17 protein-coding genes and 1 riboswitch are annotated in these 16,679 nt (G+C 71.1%); of the genes, 9 read left to right on the top strand and 8 right to left on the bottom strand.

The window, feature by feature from the left end; all coding sequences use genetic code 11:
* The 3 genes from IE108_RS27275 to IE108_RS27265 all read left to right on the top strand — a co-directional run.
* A partial coding sequence (locus IE108_RS27275) for a cytochrome c oxidase subunit I (protein ID WP_189397776.1) occupies window positions 1-849 on the top strand: 849 nt, incomplete at its 5' end.
* The gene (locus IE108_RS27270; protein ID WP_064727489.1) at window positions 846-1,244 is read left to right on the top strand and encodes a cytochrome c oxidase subunit 4; all 399 of its coding nucleotides are present in this window, start codon (window positions 846-848) and stop codon (window positions 1,242-1,244) included. The genes IE108_RS27275 and IE108_RS27270, both read left to right, overlap by 4 nt.
* A 130-nt stretch (window positions 1,245-1,374) precedes the next feature.
* Complete coding sequence (locus IE108_RS27265; RefSeq protein WP_064727488.1) at window positions 1,375-2,652, top strand: L,D-transpeptidase; 1,278 nt, start codon at window positions 1,375-1,377, stop codon at window positions 2,650-2,652.
* Window positions 2,653-2,753: 101 nt separating this feature from the next.
* Here IE108_RS27265 and IE108_RS27260 read toward each other — a convergent pair whose 3' ends face one another.
* The gene (locus IE108_RS27260; protein WP_064727487.1) at window positions 2,754-3,155 is read right to left on the bottom strand and encodes a response regulator; all 402 of its coding nucleotides are present in this window, start codon (window positions 3,153-3,155) and stop codon (window positions 2,754-2,756) included.
* A 188-nt stretch (window positions 3,156-3,343) separates the two neighbouring features.
* Between IE108_RS27260 and ctaE the strand changes: the two genes are divergently transcribed.
* The 6 genes from ctaE (at window position 3,344) to IE108_RS27230 (ending at window position 10,423) form a co-directional block, all read left to right on the top strand.
* Window positions 3,344-3,964 (top strand): aa3-type cytochrome oxidase subunit III, encoded by a 621-nt coding sequence (gene ctaE, locus IE108_RS27255; protein WP_064727486.1) that lies wholly within the window; start codon window positions 3,344-3,346, stop codon window positions 3,962-3,964.
* A 65-nt stretch (window positions 3,965-4,029) separates the two neighbouring features.
* Complete coding sequence (gene qcrC, locus IE108_RS27250) at window positions 4,030-4,839, top strand: cytochrome bc1 complex diheme cytochrome c subunit (protein WP_064727485.1); 810 nt, start codon at window positions 4,030-4,032, stop codon at window positions 4,837-4,839.
* Window positions 4,836-5,894: a cytochrome bc1 complex Rieske iron-sulfur subunit gene (qcrA, locus tag IE108_RS27245; RefSeq protein WP_064727484.1), complete on the top strand. Its 1,059-nt coding sequence runs from the start codon at window positions 4,836-4,838 to the stop codon at window positions 5,892-5,894. Before qcrC ends, qcrA begins: the two co-directional genes overlap by 4 nt.
* Entirely contained in the window at window positions 5,891-7,528 is a 1,638-nt protein-coding gene (gene qcrB, locus IE108_RS27240; RefSeq protein WP_064727483.1) for a cytochrome bc1 complex cytochrome b subunit, read from the top strand. Before qcrA ends, qcrB begins: the two co-directional genes overlap by 4 nt.
* A 130-nt stretch (window positions 7,529-7,658) precedes the next feature.
* Window positions 7,659-8,723: an anthranilate phosphoribosyltransferase gene (trpD, locus tag IE108_RS27235; protein WP_064727482.1), complete on the top strand. Its 1,065-nt coding sequence runs from the start codon at window positions 7,659-7,661 to the stop codon at window positions 8,721-8,723.
* Window positions 8,724-8,797: 74 nt separating this feature from the next.
* Window positions 8,798-8,914: riboswitch (SAM riboswitch) on the top strand.
* Window positions 8,915-9,058: 144 nt separating this feature from the next.
* Entirely contained in the window at window positions 9,059-10,423 is a 1,365-nt protein-coding gene (locus IE108_RS27230; protein ID WP_064727481.1) for an aminotransferase class V-fold PLP-dependent enzyme, read from the top strand.
* Here the strand turns inward: IE108_RS27230 and IE108_RS27225 are convergent.
* The 7 genes from IE108_RS27225 to IE108_RS27195 all read right to left on the bottom strand — a co-directional run bounded on the left by IE108_RS27225 (window position 10,366) and on the right by IE108_RS27195 (window position 16,617).
* On the bottom strand, window positions 10,366-11,580 hold the full coding sequence (locus IE108_RS27225) for a glycerate kinase (RefSeq protein WP_064731715.1): 1,215 nt from the start codon (window positions 11,578-11,580) through the stop codon (window positions 10,366-10,368). The two genes, IE108_RS27230 and IE108_RS27225, sit on opposite strands and share 58 nt — an antisense overlap.
* 56 nt (window positions 11,581-11,636) lie before the next feature.
* On the bottom strand, window positions 11,637-13,052 hold the full coding sequence (locus IE108_RS27220; protein ID WP_064727480.1) for an SLC13 family permease: 1,416 nt from the start codon (window positions 13,050-13,052) through the stop codon (window positions 11,637-11,639).
* A gap of 57 nt (window positions 13,053-13,109) precedes the next feature.
* Window positions 13,110-13,775 carry a response regulator transcription factor gene (locus IE108_RS27215; protein ID WP_064727479.1) on the bottom strand — a complete coding sequence of 222 codons (666 nt, stop codon included), beginning with the start codon at window positions 13,773-13,775 and terminating at the stop codon, window positions 13,110-13,112.
* A gap of 19 nt (window positions 13,776-13,794) precedes the next feature.
* Entirely contained in the window at window positions 13,795-15,270 is a 1,476-nt protein-coding gene (locus IE108_RS27210) for a sensor histidine kinase (RefSeq protein WP_372462950.1), read from the bottom strand.
* The gene (locus IE108_RS27205) at window positions 15,206-15,505 is read right to left on the bottom strand and encodes a hypothetical protein (RefSeq protein WP_064727478.1); all 300 of its coding nucleotides are present in this window, start codon (window positions 15,503-15,505) and stop codon (window positions 15,206-15,208) included. Before IE108_RS27205 ends, IE108_RS27210 begins: the two co-directional genes overlap by 65 nt.
* Before the next feature lie 72 nt (window positions 15,506-15,577).
* Window positions 15,578-15,859, bottom strand: a complete 282-nt coding sequence (locus IE108_RS27200; protein ID WP_064727477.1) for an Lrp/AsnC family transcriptional regulator — start codon at window positions 15,857-15,859, stop codon at window positions 15,578-15,580.
* Window positions 15,856-16,617 (bottom strand): rhomboid family intramembrane serine protease, encoded by a 762-nt coding sequence (locus IE108_RS27195; RefSeq protein WP_064727476.1) that lies wholly within the window; start codon window positions 16,615-16,617, stop codon window positions 15,856-15,858. The genes IE108_RS27200 and IE108_RS27195 overlap by 4 nt, the downstream gene beginning before the upstream one ends.
* Window positions 16,618-16,679: the final 62 nt, after the last annotated feature.

The following is a 16,679-nucleotide window of genomic DNA, read 5'->3' as shown; positions in this document are numbered from 1 at the left end:
TACACGGGTCTGATCGCGGCGACCATCGCGATCGCGGGTCTCTCGGTGACGGTGTGGGCGCACCACATGTACGTCACCGGCGGCGTGCTGCTGCCGTTCTTCTCCTTCATGACCTTCCTGATCGCGGTCCCGACCGGTGTGAAGTTCTTCAACTGGATCGGCACCATGTGGAAGGGTTCGCTGTCCTTCGAGACACCGATGCTGTGGTCCACCGGCTTCCTGATCACCTTCCTCTTCGGTGGTCTGACCGGTGTCATCCTGGCCTCGCCGCCGCTGGACTTCCACGTCTCGGACTCGTACTTCGTGGTGGCGCACTTCCACTACGTGGTGTTCGGCACGGTGGTGTTCGCGATGTTCGCGGGCTTCCACTTCTGGTGGCCGAAGTTCACCGGCAAGCTGCTGGACGAGCGCCTCGGCAAGATCACGTTCTGGACGCTGTTCGTGGGCTTCCACGGCACGTTCCTGGTCCAGCACTGGCTGGGCGCCGAGGGCATGCCGCGCCGGTACGCCGACTACCTGGCGGCCGACGGGTTCACCGCCCTGAACACGATCTCGACGATCAGCTCGTTCCTGCTCGGCGCGTCGATCCTGCCGTTCTTCTACAACATCTGGAAGACGGCGAAGTACGGCAAGCCGGTCGAGGTCGACGACCCGTGGGGCTACGGACGCTCGCTGGAGTGGGCGACCTCCTGCCCGCCGCCGCGGCACAACTTCCTCACCCTGCCGCGCATCCGCAGCGAATCCCCGGCGTTCGACCTGCACCACCCCGAGATCTCGGCGATCGACCAGCTGGAGAACGTCGGTCACGGGGAGAAGACCCTGGCCGGCGGCAAGGAGGCCGGCAAGTGAAGATCCAGGGCAAGATGTTCATCTGGTTGAGCGTCTTCATCCTCGTCGTGGCGGTCGTCTACGGCTACTGGTCCAAGGAGCCGGCCGGCACCACGGCCCTCTTCCTGGCCTTCGGCCTGTCCATCATGATCGGCTTCTACCTGGCCTTCACGGCCAAGCGGGTCGACGTCGGTGCGCAGGACAACAAGGAGGCGGACGTCGCGGACGACGCCGGCGAGGTCGGGTTCTTCAGCCCGCACAGCTGGCAGCCGCTCGCGCTCGGTCTCGGCGGTGCGCTCGCCTTCCTGGGCGTGGCCGTCGGCTGGTGGATCATGTACTTCTCGGCACCGGTGATCCTGGTCGGCCTGTTCGGCTGGGTCTTCGAGTACTACCGCGGTGAGAACCGCACCCAGTAGCACGCGCCGAACGCCAAGGGGCCCGGACACTCCGTCAGGAGTGCCCGGGCCCCTTCGTCTGCCGTACCGCCCGTCACTCTTCCGGATTACCCACCGTGCCGTCCTTGACGGGGCTCCCTAGCGTGAGGTCATGAGCGACACGGTTCACTTCCAGGCGCGGGGGCGTACGGTCGTCGGCTGCACCCTGCTGGTGATGGCCCTCGGCGCGTCCGTCACCGCCTGCACCGGCGACGACGACAACCCGCTGTCCGCCTCGCCCTACGACGCGGCCGGCCAGATCTCCTTCAACGGCCCCACGGACGCCGGGAAGAAGGCCGACCCGGACAAACCCCTGGAGGTCGTGGCCGAGGGCGCCGACGGGCGCATCACGGACGTCACGGCCGTGGACGCGTCCGGCCGCTACGTCGCCGGTGAGCTGTCCGCGGACGGCGCCCGCTGGCACAGCACCTCGCCGCTGGCGGCCAACGCCAGCTACACGGTGCGGGTCAGCACGGAGGACGAGGACGGGGCGCCCGGCCGCAAGGTGCTCACCTTCGACACCGGCAAGCCCGGCGCCAAGAAGACCCTGGGCGTCGCCTTCGGGCCCAAGGCGGGCGCGTACGGCGTCGGCCAGCCCATCACCGCGGAGCTGAGCCAGCCGGTCCGGGACAAGGCGCAGCGGGCCATAGTGGAGCGGGCGCTGAAGGTGCGGTCCACCCCCGCGGTGGAGGGCGCCTGGCACTGGGTGGACGACAAGAAGCTCCACTACCGGCCCAAGGAGTACTGGCCCGCGCACGCCACGATCCAGGTCCGCAGCACCCTGGACGGCATCAAGATCGGCGACCGGATGTGGGGCGGCGCCACCAAGCCCCTGAAGATCACCACCGACGACCGGGTGCTGGCCGTCACCGACTCCGCCGCGCACACCCTGACGCTCTACAAGGACGGGGAAGAGGTCAAGCAGATCCCGGTCACCACGGGCAAGCCCGGCTTCGACACCCGCAACGGCGTCAAGGTCGTCCTCGGCAAGGAACCCTTCGTACGCATGCGCAGCACCACCGTGGGCATCGCCGAGGGCTCCTCGGAGTCGTACGACCTGCCGGTCTACTTCGCCACCCGCGTCACCTGGAGCGGCGAGTACGTGCACGCCGCCCCCTGGTCCGTGGGGTCCCAGGGCTCGGCCAACGTCAGCCACGGCTGCGTCGGGATGAGCACCGCCAACGCGGAGTGGTTCTTCAACGAGGTCCAGGAGGGCGACCTCGTGGAGGTCGTCAACTCCGGCGGCGAGACGATGGAGCCCTTCGGCAACGGCTTCGGCGACTGGAACCTGGACTGGAACAAGTGGCGCACGGGCAGCGCCCTCACGGGCGGCACGGGCAACGCCTCGAACAACCAGGAGACGGCGCGCCTACGCCCGACAGTGGTTTGACCCACCCAGGGGCGCGGGGCTGTGTCGACATGCGGCTCCGCCGCGTGGGCGCGACAAGCCACTACGGCGCCGCACCCGCCACAACCCCCGCCCCCACCCCCTCAGGCGCTCTGGAGCCTCTTCTGGCGCAGCAGCGCGGCCAGCGCGCCCGCGAACTCCACCGGCTCCACCGGCAGCGTCACAGCGGCCTCCGCGCGGCTCCACGTGGCCAGCCAGGCGTCCTGCGGGCGTGCGATCAGCAGCAGCACCGGAGGACACATGAAGATCTCGTCCTTGATCTGGCGGCACATCCCCATGCCGCCCATGGGCACGGCCTCGCCGTCCAGCACGCAGACGTCGATCCCGCCCTTGTCCAGCTCCTTCAGCACGGCGGCCGGAGTGGCGCACTCCACGAACTCGACGACGGGCACGTCCGGGGCCGGCCGGCGGCCGGTCGCGAGCCGCACCTGTTCGCGGGTGTTGGAGTCGTCGCTGTAGACCAGCACCGTCGCGGTCGCCTGCATGCTTCCTCCGATACGCGGTGAAGACTGTCTAGCCCGTTGGGCCGGATGCTACTCCCTTGAACACCTCGTCAACACCGGTTCGGACACGCCTTCGACGGGCCGTTCGATGGGCCATACGGGCAGTACAGACGGGGGGAACACTCCGAACGGCACCCCCCGGGGTGAGGGCGGGATAAGCGACCGACATAATGTCGGTCGTGGCGACAGCAACGACAGTAGAAACCGGGCACGCGCACCCGTCGGTCAACCGGCCGAACCTCACCAGCGTCGGGACCATCATCTGGTTGAGTTCCGAGCTGATGTTCTTCGCGGCCCTCTTCGCGATGTACTTCACCCTGCGATCGGTGACCGGCCCGGACTTCTGGTCCGAGAAGGCCGACGCGCTGAACTTCCCGTTCTCCGCGACGAACACCACGATCCTGGTGCTCTCCTCCCTCACCTGCCAGCTCGGCGTGTTCGCGGCCGAGCGCGGTGACGTGAAGAAGCTCCGGATGTGGTTCATCGTCACCTTCGTGATGGGTGCGATCTTCATCGGCGGTCAGGTGTTCGAGTACACCGAGCTGGTCAAGCACGAGGGCCTCTCGCTCTCGTCCGACCCGTACGGCTCGGCGTTCTACCTGACCACCGGCTTCCACGGACTGCACGTGACGGGCGGCCTCATCGCCTTCCTGCTGGTCCTCGGCCGCACCTACGCGGCCCGGAGGTTCACCCACGAGCAGGCGACCGCGGCCATCGTCGTGTCCTATTACTGGCACTTCGTCGATGTCGTCTGGATCGGCCTCTTCGCCACGATCTACATGATCAAGTAGTCGCGGCACGCACCCGCGCAATACCAGAAGCATCGACGCAGAAGATCCTGACACCGGGGTAATCCGTGAAAAAGCTCTCCGCACGACGACGCCATCCGCTGGCGGCGCTCGTCGTCCTACTCCTCGCGCTGGCATGCACAGGGGGGCTGTACGCCGCGTTCGCACCCGCGAGCAAGGCGCAGGCCGATGAAACCGCCCAGTCCCTCGCCATCGACGAGGGCAAGAAGCTCTACGCCGTCGGCTGTGCCAGTTGCCACGGCACCGGAGGTCAGGGCACCACCGACGGCCCGAGCCTGGTGGGCGTGGGCGCCGCCGCCGTCGACTTCCAGGTGGGCACCGGCCGCATGCCGGCCCAGCAGCCCGGCGCGCAGGTCCCGAAGAAGAAGGTCATCTACTCCCAGGCGGAGATCGACCAGCTCGCGGCCTACATCGCCTCGCTGGGTGCCGGCCCCGCCGTCCCCTCGGAGGAGAAGTACGGCCCGGAGGGCGCGGACATCGCCAAGGGTGGCGAGCTGTTCCGCACCAACTGCGCGCAGTGCCACAACTTCACCGGCAAGGGCGGCGCCCTGACGCACGGCAAGTACGCGCCGACCCTCGAGGGTGTCGACCCCAAGCACATCTACGAGGCCATGCAGACCGGCCCGCAGAACATGCCCTCCTTCCCCGACACCACGCTGTCGGAGCAGAACAAGAAGGACATCATCGCCTACCTGGACGCGGTCAACGGGGACGACACCGTCGAGCCCGGCGGCCTCAGCCTCGGTGGACTGGGTCCGGTCAGTGAGGGTCTGTTCGCGTGGGTCTTCGGACTGGGCGCGCTGATCGCGGTCGCCGTCTGGGTCGCCGCTCGGACCGCAAAGGCCAAGAAGTCATGAGTAGCCAAGACATTCCAGAAGAGAACCTGCCCGCCGCGCAGGACCACGCGCACGGTTCGGTGAAGGTCGCGGACGAGGAGAACCCGTTCGCCGACCCCGGCCTGCCGCCCCACGAGCACCGGATCCAGGACCTCGACGAGCGGGCCGCCAAGCGGTCCGAGCGCACGGTCGCCCTGCTGTTCACGGTGTCGATGCTGGCCACCGTCGGCTTCATCGCCTCGTTCGTGGCGATCCCGGTCGACAAGTCGGTCTACATCTGGCCGCTCGGTCACATCAGCGCGCTGAACTTCGCGCTCGGCATGACGCTCGGCGTCGCGCTGTTCGCGATCGGCGCGGGCGCGGTCCACTGGGCCCGCACCCTGATGTCCGACGAGGAGGTCGCCGACGAGCGGCACGCGATCGAGGCCGACGCCGAGACCCGTGCCAAGGTCCACGCGGACTTCAAGCAGGGCGCCAAGGAGTCCGTGATCGGGCGCCGCAAGCTGATCCGCAACACGATGCTGGGCGCGCTCACCCTGGTGCCGCTCTCCGGTGTCGTCCTGCTGCGCGACCTCGGCCCGCTGCCCGGCACCAGCCTGCGCCACACCATGTGGTCCAAGGGCAAGCTCCTCGTCAACATGAACACCAACGAGCCGCTGCGTCCGGCCGACGTCGCGGTGGGCTCCCTCACCTTCGCCAAGCCCGAGGGCCTGGAGGAGCACGACGAGGGGTTCATGAACGAGATCGCCAAGGCGGCCCTGATGATCATCCGGTTGGAGCCGGACGCCATCAAGGACAAGCGCGAGCTCGAGTGGTCGCACGAGGGCATCGTGGCGTACTCGAAGATCTGCACCCACGTCGGTTGCCCGATCTCCCTGTACGAGCAGCAGACGCACCACGCGCTCTGCCCCTGCCACCAGTCCACCTTCGACCTTGCCGACGGTGCCCGGGTGATCTTCGGTCCCGCGGGTCACGCCCTGCCGCAGCTGCGCATCGGCGTGAACGACGAGGGGTACCTCGAAGCGCTCGGCGACTTCGACGAGCCCGTCGGTCCTTCCTTCTGGGAGCGCGGATGAGCACTACAGCCAACGAAGCACCCCGCTCTCGCGGGAAGGCACCGGCCGGCGAGCGCGTCGCCGACTGGGCCGACGGCCGGCTGGGGATCTACTCCCTGGCCAAGGCCAACATGCGCAAGATCTTCCCCGACCACTGGTCGTTCATGCTGGGTGAGATCTGCCTCTACAGCTTCATCATCATCATCCTCACGGGTGTGTACCTGACGCTGTTCTTCCACCCGTCGATGAACGAGGTCACGTACCACGGCTCGTACGTGCCCCTCCAGGGCCAGCTGATGAGTGAGGCGTACGCCTCCACGCTGGACATCAGCTTCGACGTCCGCGGCGGTCTGCTCATCCGGCAGATCCACCACTGGGCGGCGCTGATCTTCCTGGCCGGCATGTTCGTGCACATGATGCGCGTCTTCTTCACCGGCGCGTTCCGCAAGCCGCGTGAGATCAACTGGCTGTTCGGCTTCCTGCTGCTCGTCCTCGGCATGTTCACCGGCTTCACCGGTTACTCGCTCCCGGACGACCTGCTCTCCGGCACCGGTATCCGCTTCATGGAGGGCGCGATCCTGTCCGTGCCGATCGTCGGCACGTACATCTCGTTCTTCCTGTTCGGCGGGGAGTTCCCCGGACACGACTTCGTGGCCCGGTTCTACTCGATCCACATCCTGCTGCTGCCGGGCATCATGCTCGGCCTGGTGGTCGGCCACCTGATCCTGGTCTTCTACCACAAGCACACGCAGTTCGCGGGACCCGGCAAGACCAACAAGAACGTCGTCGGCATGCCGCTGCTGCCGGTGTACATGGCGAAGGCCGGAGGCTTCTTCTTCCTGGTCTTCGGTGTGATCGCCGCCGTCTCGGCCATCGCCACGATCAACCCGATCTGGGCCATCGGCCCCTACCGGCCGGACCAGGTCTCCACCGGCGCACAGCCCGACTGGTACATGGGCTTCTCCGAGGGCCTGATCCGCGTGATGCCGGGCTGGGAGATCAACTTCTGGGGTCACACACTCGCCCTGGGCGTGTTCATCCCGCTGCTGATCTTCCCGCTGGTGCTGGTCGCGATCGCGGTGTACCCGTTCATCGAGTCCTGGGTCACCGGGGACAAGCGCGAGCACCACATCCTGGACCGCCCGCGCAACGCCCCGACGCGCACCGCCTTCGGCGTCGCCTGGATGACGGTGTACTTCGTGCTGCTGATCGGTGGCGGCAACGACCTGTGGGCCACGCACTTCCACCTGTCGATCAACGCGATCACCTGGTTCGTCCGCATCGCGTTCTTCGTCGGACCGGTCCTCGCGTTCATCGCCACCAAGCGGATCTGCCTGGGCCTCCAGCGCCGGGACAAGGAGAAGGTGCTGCACGGCCGCGAGTCGGGCATCATCAAGCGCCTGCCGCACGGTGAGTTCATCGAGGTGCACGAGCCCCTCAGCCAGGAGCAGCTGCACACCCTCACCGCGCACGACCAGTACCGGCCGGCCGAGATCGGCCCGACGGTCGACGAGAACGGCGTCGAGCGCAAGGTGTCGCGCGGCGAGAAGCTCCGCGCCAAGCTGAGCGAGTCGTACTACGGCGAGGAGTCGCAGATTCCGAAGCCGACCGTCGAGGAGTACAAGGAGATCACGAGCGGCCACGGCCACCACTGACCCTCCCGCGTCGCCACACCACGGTCGAAGGGCCCCGTCCGTTCCGCGGACGGGGCCCTTCGCCGTGCCCGGGGCTGGATAGGGTGGGACCACACCTCTTCTCCACTACTCACGACCATCAGGAGCGGCCATGAGCGCTGTGACCCCCGCTGGAGGCGACACCGCGGGCGGCCGCTCCTGGCCGGCCCTGCTGAACCGGCTGCTGGACGGCCACGACCTGTCCCAGGACGACACCGCCTGGGCGCTGGACGTGATCATGCGCGGCGAGGCGACCGACGCGCAGATCGCCGGGCTCGCGGTAGGCCTGAGGTTCAAGGGCGAGACCGTCGAGGAGATCTCCGGCCTGGTCCGCACCATGTACGCGCACGCCAACGTCATCGAGGTGCCGGGCGAGACCGTCGACATCGTCGGCACCGGGGGCGACGGCGCCAAGACCGTCAACATCTCCACCATGTCGGCGATCGTGGTGGCCGGCACCGGCGCGAAGGTCGTCAAGCACGGCAACCGCGCCGCCTCCTCCGCCTCCGGCGCCTCCGACGTACTGGAGAAGCTCGGCGTCAACCTGGAGCTGTCGCCGCAGCGGGTGGCGGAGGTCGCCGACGAGGCCGGCATCACCTTCTGCTTCGCCGTGAAGTTCCACCCGGCGCTGCGCCACGTGGCCTCGGCCCGTGGCCAGCTCGGCATCCGCACGGTGTTCAACTTCCTCGGTCCGCTGACCAACCCCGCGAAGGTCAAGGCGCAGGCGATCGGCGTCGCCCACGCCCGGATGGCCCCGATCATCGCCGGCGTCTTCGCCGAGCGCGGTCACTCGTCCCTGGTGTTCCGGGGCGACGACGGCCTCGACGAGCTGACCACGACCGCCACCTCCCGGGTCTGGGTCGTGCGCGACGGCCGGGTGACCGAGGAGACCTTCGACCCGCGGGACGTCGGCCTCGAACTGGTGCCGGTGGAAGCCCTGCGCGGCGCCGACGCCTCCTACAACGCCGACGTGGCCCGGCGCCTGCTGAACGGCGAGCCCGGCCCCGTCCGGGACGCGGTGCTGCTGAACTCGGCGGCCGCCCTGGTCGCCCTGGAGGGCGGCGAGGGCCCGCTGGCGGAGCGCATCCGGGCCGGCATGGACCGGGCGGCCGAGGCGATCGACTCGGGCGCCGCCCGGCGCACCCTGGACCGCTGGGTGGCGGCCAGCAACGCCTAGACGGGTGTGACGTGCGTCCCGCGATCCGGACTCGGGTTGCGGGGCGCCGATCACTTCCCATAAGTTTTTCGACAGGTCATGAGTGACAGTCATGAGGCCCCGGCCGACTGTCCGGCAACCCTCCGTCCGTGGCGGGGTGCCCCGGGTGAAGACCAGGTCGTGGACAGCAAGGTTCACGGCAAGCGCGGACCCCTCGCGGAACCAGGGGTCCTGGGTCGTCCGAGGGAGTCTCCCGTGAACCACCGAATGCGATAGGGCCGCAGAGCCCCGCCTCCGCACACCCTTCTCTTCTTTCGCGGCGCCCTTCTCCGCGCCGGTCCTCACGGGAGTCCGCCATGTCCGTACCCACCGCTGTCGCCACCCCGCTGCCCGTTCTGGGCCGCGACGTCACCGTCCCGCTCGTCACCGGCGGCGAGGTCACCTACGCCGCGCTCGACTACGCCGCCAGCGCCCCCGCACTCCAGCGGGTCTGGGACGACGTGGCGGCCTACGCCCCGTACTACGGCAGCGTGCACCGCGGCGCCGGGTACCTGTCGCAGCTGTCCACCGACCTGTTCGAGAACGCCCGCGACACCGTCGCCGCCTTCCTCGGCTGCCGCGAGGACGACCAGGTCGTGTTCACCCGGTCCACCACCGACTCCCTCAACCTGCTCGCCGGCGCGCTGCCCGCCGGCTGCCGGGTCTTCGTCTTCGAGACCGAGCACCACGCCTCGCTGCTGCCCTGGCGCGACGCCGACGTGACCTACCTGGACGCGCCCCGCACCCACGCCGAGGCCGTCGAGACCTTGGAGCGCGCCCTCGCCGCCCGCGAGCCGTACGGGCCCGCCCTGGTCTGCGTCACCGGCGCCTCCAACGTCACCGGCGAGCTGTGGCCGGTGCGCGAACTGGCCGCCGCCGCCCACGCGCACGGCGCCCGGATCGTGCTGGACGCCGCCCAGCTCGCCCCGCACCACCCGGTGAGCGTCCGCGACCTCGACGTCGACTGGGTCGCCTTCTCCGGGCACAAGCTGTACGCCCCGTTCGGCTCCGGCGTGCTGGCCGGCCGCGCCGACTGGCTGCGCGAGGCCGAGCCGTACCTGGCCGGCGGCGGCGCCAGCCGCAGCGTCACCCGGCGCGCCGACGGCGGAGTGGACGTGCGCTGGCACGAGAGCGCCGCCCGCCACGAGGCCGGGTCGCCCAACGTCATCGGCGCCTACTCGATCGCCTCCGCCTGCAAGGCCCTCACCGAGGCGGGCTTCGACGAGCTGGTCGCCCGCGAGGAGCACCTGATCCGCACGGTGCGCGAAGGGCTCGCCGCGGTCCCCGAGGTGCGGATCCTCTCCCTCTTCGGCGACGACGCGCCCCGCGTGGGCGTGCTCTCCTTCGTCGTCGACGGCTGGAACAGCTCCCACTTCGCCGCCGCGCTCTCCGCCGAGTACGGCATCGGGGTGCGCGACGGCCTGTTCTGCGCCCACCCGCTGGTGCGCACCCTGCTCGGCGGCGAGCCCGGGACGCAGGGCGAGTGCGGCGCCCCGGAGGCGGCGCCGGGGGAGAAGTCCCTCAACGCCATCCGCGTGAGCTTCGGCGCCGGCACCCCGGACGAGCACGTCGAGCGGTTCGTGCACGCTGTCAAGGAGCTGGTCGGCAACGGCGCCCGCTGGAGCTACCGCACCGAGGACGGCCGCTGCGTGCCCGACACCTCCGGCGCCACCGCCGCCTGAACCGGCCGGCCCGGCAGCCGCGACCCCAGCAGGACCATCCGCAGCGCCCGCTCCGTGGCGTCCGTCAGCAGCTCCGCGGCCCGCAGCAGCGCGTCCGCGAGTGCCATCGGCGCCGGCATGATGCCGTGGCAGGCGTCCACCCCCGGCACCTCGTGCGCGCCCTCGCCGAGCGTGCCGGCCAGGGCGAGCACCGGACGGCCGTGGAGCTTGGCGCGCCGGGCCACTTCCGCCGGGACCTTGCCGCGCGGCGTCTGGTGGTCGAGGGCGCCCTCGGCGGTCAGCACCAGGTCGGCGCGGGCGAGCCGGGCGTCCAGGTCCAGGTGGTCCAGCAGCACGTCGAAGCGGGGCAGCAGGCGGGCGCCGACCGAGGCCAGCCCGGCGCCCAGCCCGCCCGAGGCACCGGTGCCCGGGCCGCCCCGCAGGTCGGCGCCGACGACACCGAGGTCGCGGGTGAGGACGCGCGCCCAGTTCTCCAGACCGGCCGACAACTGCTCCACCTGCGCGGGCGTCGCCCCCTTCTGCGGGCCGAACACCCGGGCCACGCCCCGGTCGCCGCACAGCACGTTGTAGGGGTTGCAGGCGACGAGCAGTTCGGTGTCGCTCAGCCGCGGGTCCAGGCCGGACGGGTCGACGCGGGCCAGCCGAACCAGCTCGCGCCCGCCGGGCGGCAGTTCGAACCCGTCCGCGTCCAGCAGCCGCGCCCCGAGCGCCTGGAGCGCCCCCGCGCCCCCGTCCGACGTACCCGAGTCGCCGCAGCCGACCAGGATCCGCCGCACCCCGGTGTCGAGCGCGGCGCCGATCAGCTCGCCGACGCCGTACGTGGTCGTCGTCCCGGGGTCGCGCAGGGCGCGGGGGACGAGGGACAGACCCGCGACGGCCGCCATCTCCACCACCGCCGTGTCCCGGCCGCCGAGCAGCGCGAAGTGGGTGCCCACCGGCTCGCCGACCGGTCCGGTGGCGGCCAGCGCGACCAGCCGCCCGCCGGTCGCGGCGGCCAGCGCCACGGCCGTGCCCTCACCGCCGTCGACCAGCGGGATCCGGTCGATCTCGGCGGCCGGCAGCACCCGGCGGACACCGGCCGCGATGGCGTCGGCGGCGGCCTGCGCGGACAGGGACTCCTTGAAGCCGCTGGGGGCGACGGCGACACGGCCCAGCAGGGAGGGGGGTGAGGGCGCTGAGGACAGGGCGAACGTGGCGGACATGGCGGACTCCTTCATCGGGTGACGGGCACGCCGAGCAGCGGCCAGACGGCGGCGGCGAAGAACAGCACGAGCAGGGCGGTCAGCGGGGCCAGGACGGCGGACAGCCGCAGCAGGTCGCGCGGGGTGTAGGTGGGGGTGCCGGGGATGTCGGAGAAGAGCGTGACCGGCTTGGCGGAGGCCGGCAGCGTGTGGCAGAAGCCGGCCGCGGCGGTGGACGCGAGCGCCGCGGCGACCGGGTTGACCCCCGCTCCCACGGCCGCCGCGATCACCAGCGGGACGAGCACGGACGAGCGGGCCGAGCGGGACTGGAGGACCAGGTGGGCCGCCGTGCTCACCGCGACCACGACGCCGAGGAAGACGGCCGGCGCCACGTGCGCGGGCAGCCCCGACACCAGCCACTTCGCCGCCCCGGAGTCCGCGAGCGCCACGCCCATCGCCATGGTGGCCGCCATGAACAGCAGCAGCGACCAGGGCACCGTCCGCAGCGCGTCCTTGAGCCGGACGGTGCCCAGCGCGGGCGAGGAGGCGACGACCGCCCCGATCAGCGCCACCACCGCGGGCGGCACGTGGTGCAGGGGCTCGCTGCACCACAGCGCCACCACCGTGGCCAGCAGCAGGACGCAGCGCTTCTCCGCCTGCGTCCAGGGGCCGGTGACCGGGCTGTCGCTGTGCCGCTGCAACTCCTCGGCGGTGATGTGCACCGGGCCCGCGCGGTCGGCGCGGCGCGTGGTGGTCAGCAGCACGGTCTCGGCGGCCAGATGGGAGGAGGCCACGGCCAGGGGCAGGCCCAGCAGCAGCCACTGGGTGAAGCCGATCCGCTCCCCGGTCGCCTCCCACAGCACCGACACGGTGATCAGGTGCGCGCCCGCGCCGATCAGCGTGGCCACCGCCGAGAGCAGGATCACCGTCGGGAACAGCAGCGCCAGCATCACCACCAGCCGCTTCCGGTCCGCGAGGGCCTTGGCGAGCGCCAGGAACACCGGCAGCGCGAGCGCCGCCCGGCCCGACGTGGCCGGCACCGCGAACGCGGTCACGACCAGCGCGGCCGTCGTCAGGTGCGTCAACTGCCGTACGGTGCGCGCCCCGCCGACCAGGAACGCCGCCGCCCGCCCGGCGAGCCCGGTCCGCGCCACCGCGGCCGCCAGCACGAAGGCGCAGATCAGCAGCCACACCGTGGCGTCCCCGAGGGTGCCGAAGAGGGTGTCGCTGCTGATCACTCCGGTCGCGGTCAGTGCGAGGCCCGCGCCCAGCGCGATGTACGTGTCGTCGATCGGCGTGCCGATCCAGGCACACGTCGCCAGCGCGAACACGGCCAGGGTCAGCCGCGCGTCGCCGCCCAGGGCGGGGAAGTTGGCGGGGACCGCCAGCAGCGCGCACAGGGACAGCGCCACGCACAGGGCCGCCGCGAGGCGGAGGTTCAACGTCACGTCATCGAGACTCCACCGGGGCGGTGAGCCGTCGATGAGCCGCACATGAAGGAGACTTCACCAGGCCGGCAGCCGGTACCCCATCCCGCGCACCGTCTCCACCTGCTGCGCCCCGAGCTTCTTGCGCAGCGCCCGCACGTAGACGTCCACGATGTTGGAGCCCGGGTCGAAGTCGTAGCCCCACACGTGCGACAGGATCTGCTCGCGGGAGAGCACCTGCCCCGGATGGCGCAGGAACAGCTCCAGGAGCACGAACTCACGGGCCGTCAGGTCGACCGTGCGCCCCTGGGAGCGGGCCCGGCGGGTGCGCAGATCGAGGCTGAGCGCCCCCGACTTCAGCACCGTCACCTCCGGCGCGCGGGCCGCCGTGCGCAGCCGCAGCCGCACCCGGGCGAGCAGTTCCTCGAAGCGGAAGGGTTTGGTCATCCAGTCGTCGGCGCCGCCCTCCAGACCGGCCACCGTGTCCCGCACGGAGTCGCGGGCGGTGAGCACGATCACCGGGGTCGTCACCCGGGCCTCGCGCAGCTCGCGCAGGACGGTGAAGCCGTCCCGGCCGGGCAGGCCGATGTCCAGCACGACCAGGTCGAAGCCGCCGGTGAGGGCGTACTCGTAGGCGGCGTCGCCGTCGCCCACGGCGGTGGTGGTGAAGCCGTTGGCGCGCAGGCCCTTCTCGACGAAGGAGGCGATGCGCTCCTCGTCCTCGACGATGAGGATGCGGTTCATGGGCGTGCCTCTTCCGGAGTCATTCCAGCGTCAGTACGAAGGTGGCGCCGCCGCCCTCGGTGGCGCGCAGGTCGGCCCGGCCGCCGTGGCCCTCGGCGATCGCCCGGACGATGGACAGGCCGAGCCCGGCGCCGCTGCCGCGCACCCCGCGCCGGGCCGTGCCGCGCCGGAACCGCTCGAAGATCACCTCGGCGTCCTGCGCCTGCACCCCGGGGCCGGAGTCGGCGACGTACAGCTCGACGCGGGCGCCGTCGGCGCGGGAACCGATGCGGATGGTCTGGCCGGCGGTGGTGTGCTGCACCGCGTTCTGCGCGAGCTGCACCATGGCCTGCGTGATCCGCTGGGGGTCCAGCCGGGCCTCGCGGTCGGCGACCTCGGCCAGCACCCAGTCGCGGTCGCCGAGGGTGCGGGCCTTGACGTAGACGTCGGCGGTGAGTTCGGCCAGCTGCACCGGCTCCGGGGTGACGAAGTCGGGGCGTTCGGCCTTGGCGAGCAGCAGCAGGTCCTCGACGATGCGGCTCATCCGGTCCAGTTCGTCGGTGACGAGGCGGACGGTCTCCTCGCGCTCGGCGGGCTCGTCGCCCATCAGCTCCAGGTGGCCGCGCACGATGGTGATCGGGGTGCGCAGTTCGTGCCCGGCGTCGTCGACGAACCGGCGCTGCGTGGCGAAGGCGCGCTCCAGCCGGTCCAGCATGGCGTTGAAGGTCTCGGCCAGGGCCGCCACGTCGTCGTGGCCGTGCACCGGGATGCGCCGGGTCAGGTCCTGCTCGGTGAGCTGCGCGGCCGTGGTGCGCACCAGGCGCACCGGTTTGAGGATGCGGCCGGCGACCACCCAGGCGATGCCGGTCGTCATCAGCAGGGCGACGCCGGAGATGGCGAGCAGCACCCGGAACACCGCGTCCGCGCGGGCCTGTTCGCGCCCCGGGTGGAAGGCGACCACGAAGGCCGCCGCCGGTTCGCCGCCGTAGCGGGCCACGGTGACCTTGGCCCAGCGGATCTCGCCCTCGGGCCGCTCCAGGGTGCCGGTGGAGTCGGGCGAGGCGTGGATGCGGCGCCGGGCGTCGGCGTCCTCGTGCAGGGGGCGGGCGACGGGGATCTCGCGCTGCTGGATGATCTGGGTGGGCCTGCCGCCCACCTCGCCCACCAGACCGACGAGTTCCTCGTCCAGGTCGGCGTACTGCCGCTCCAGGAAGACCCGCAGCAGCCGGCCGGGATCGGTGAAGGGGCGGCCGGTCTCCGGGTCGAACCCCTGCTCCTCGAAGTTGGCGAACTCCCCGGCCTCCTGCGCGAGCAGCCCGTTGATGCGCTGGTCGGTGTCGCGCAGCAGGATGGAACGCGTGGTCGCCGCCACCGAGGCGAGCGCGACCGCCATCACGAGCAGCAGCCACAGCAGGATGCGGACGCGGGCCGAGATCCGTCGGCGCTCACGGTCAGCCGTCGGCTCCGTCGTCCCCGGCCCCGTCGTCGCCGCCGTCCCTGCCCCGGTCGTCGTCATCGTCGTCATCCGAAGGGCCGTCGGTCACCGGCGGCCGGGTCACCACCTGGTCGCTGGGCGTGGGCTGGGGCGAGGAGGAGGCCGGGGTGGGACCGGGGGAGCCGCTCTCCAGCTCCACCTTCGCCGGGACCCTGGGCTCCTTGGGGCTGTCGGTGAGGGCGAAACTGGTGGCGGCGATGCCGAGGGGGATCAGGACGACGGCTGCCAGGGCCGCGATCCGGCGGGAGAAGACCATGCGTCCCAGGCTGTGCGCGGTACCCGGTGGTCCGGATGAGTCCCGCATGAAGAACTCCTCATCCGGGGCGCCTCAGCTGTCGAGGCCGATGGCGAACGCCGCCTCCAGGTCGTGCTGCGAGTACGTCCGGAACGCGACGTGGGTGTCGGTGCCCTCCACGCCCGGGATCTTGCTGATCCGGCCCGGGATGACCTCGGCCAGGTCCTCGTGCCGGCTCACCCGGACCATGGCGATCAGGTCGTAGGTGCCGGTGACCGAGAAGACCTCGCTGACGCTCTCCAGCGCGGCGATCCGCTCCGCGATCTCGGGAATCCGGTCCACGCTGGTCTTGATGAGGACGATCGCGCTGATCACGGCTGGTTCTCTCCCTCGGGGGCCGCCACTGGAACGCTCTTCACTCTAGTCGTACGCCCGAACCGCACCCACGCGAAGGCGAAGCCGAGGCCGAAGCCCACCAGGTGGGCGAGGTACGCCACCCCGGGGCCGTCGCCCGCCCGCCCGGCCGCCATCCACTGCAGGCCCGCCCAGAACGGCAGCACCAGCCAGGCCGGGAACCGCAGCGGCAGGAAGAGGAGGAAGGGCAGCAGGCTCGTCACCCGGGCGCGCGGGAAGAGGAAGAGGAAGGCGCCGAGGATCGCGGAGATCGCCCCGGAGGCGCCGACCAGGGACTGCTGGGAGTGGGCGTTCGCACCCGCGTAGCCGAGCAGTGCCAGGTAGCCGCAGCCGAGGTAGAACAGGGCGAACTGGAGACGGCCCATGCGCTCCTCGGTCATCGCGCCGAAGACGTACAGGAAGAGCATGTTGCCCAGCAGGTGCACCCAGCTGCCGTGGACGAACAGCGCCGTGGCGGGGGTGAGCGCGGAGCCGGGGGAGCCCTCGAACAGTTCTGCGGGGATCACGCCCCAGCGCCGGAAGTACGCGCGCTGCGCGGCCAGCAGCTCCTCCCCGGTGCCGTACGCCGGATTCAGGCCCGCGGCCGGGCTGAGCAGGAACAGTACGCAGCACAGGGTGATCAGCGTGTACGTCACCGGCGCCGAACGGCCCCGCGGGGAGCGGGCCGCGCCGAGCGCCCTGACCTTGCCGAGGGCCGACCTGCTCCAGTCACCGATCATGGATACAGAGCATGACGCAACCGGCCGCAACCGCCCATACCGCCTCGCCGCCGTGGACACGC

This window comes from Streptomyces parvulus (genome assembly GCF_014648855.1).
Classification (GTDB): Bacteria; Actinomycetota; Actinomycetes; order Streptomycetales; family Streptomycetaceae; genus Streptomyces; species Streptomyces parvulus.
This window is presented reverse-complemented; position numbering and strand designations above follow the sequence as displayed.

What these genes read in the sequence shown, in the direction of transcription:
- IE108_RS27265 (WP_064727488.1), top strand. Translation starts at nt 1,375, where the DNA reads ATGAGCGACACGGTTCACTTCCAGGCGCGGGGGCGTACGGTCGTCGGC.
- IE108_RS27260 (WP_064727487.1), bottom strand. Translation starts at nt 3,155, where the DNA reads ATGCAGGCGACCGCGACGGTGCTGGTCTACAGCGACGACTCCAACACC.
- ctaE (WP_064727486.1), top strand. Translation starts at nt 3,344, where the DNA reads ATGTCGGTCGTGGCGACAGCAACGACAGTAGAAACCGGGCACGCGCAC.
- qcrA (WP_064727484.1), top strand. Translation starts at nt 4,836, where the DNA reads ATGAGTAGCCAAGACATTCCAGAAGAGAACCTGCCCGCCGCGCAGGAC.
- qcrB (WP_064727483.1), top strand. Translation starts at nt 5,891, where the DNA reads ATGAGCACTACAGCCAACGAAGCACCCCGCTCTCGCGGGAAGGCACCG.
- trpD (WP_064727482.1), top strand. Translation starts at nt 7,659, where the DNA reads ATGAGCGCTGTGACCCCCGCTGGAGGCGACACCGCGGGCGGCCGCTCC.
- IE108_RS27230 (WP_064727481.1), top strand. Translation starts at nt 9,059, where the DNA reads ATGTCCGTACCCACCGCTGTCGCCACCCCGCTGCCCGTTCTGGGCCGC.
- IE108_RS27215 (WP_064727479.1), bottom strand. Translation starts at nt 13,775, where the DNA reads ATGAACCGCATCCTCATCGTCGAGGACGAGGAGCGCATCGCCTCCTTC.
- IE108_RS27210 (WP_372462950.1), bottom strand. Translation starts at nt 15,270, where the DNA reads ATGACGACGACCGGGGCAGGGACGGCGGCGACGACGGGGCCGGGGACG.
- IE108_RS27205 (WP_064727478.1), bottom strand. Translation starts at nt 15,505, where the DNA reads ATGGTCTTCTCCCGCCGGATCGCGGCCCTGGCAGCCGTCGTCCTGATC.
- IE108_RS27195 (WP_064727476.1), bottom strand. Translation starts at nt 16,617, where the DNA reads ATGATCGGTGACTGGAGCAGGTCGGCCCTCGGCAAGGTCAGGGCGCTC.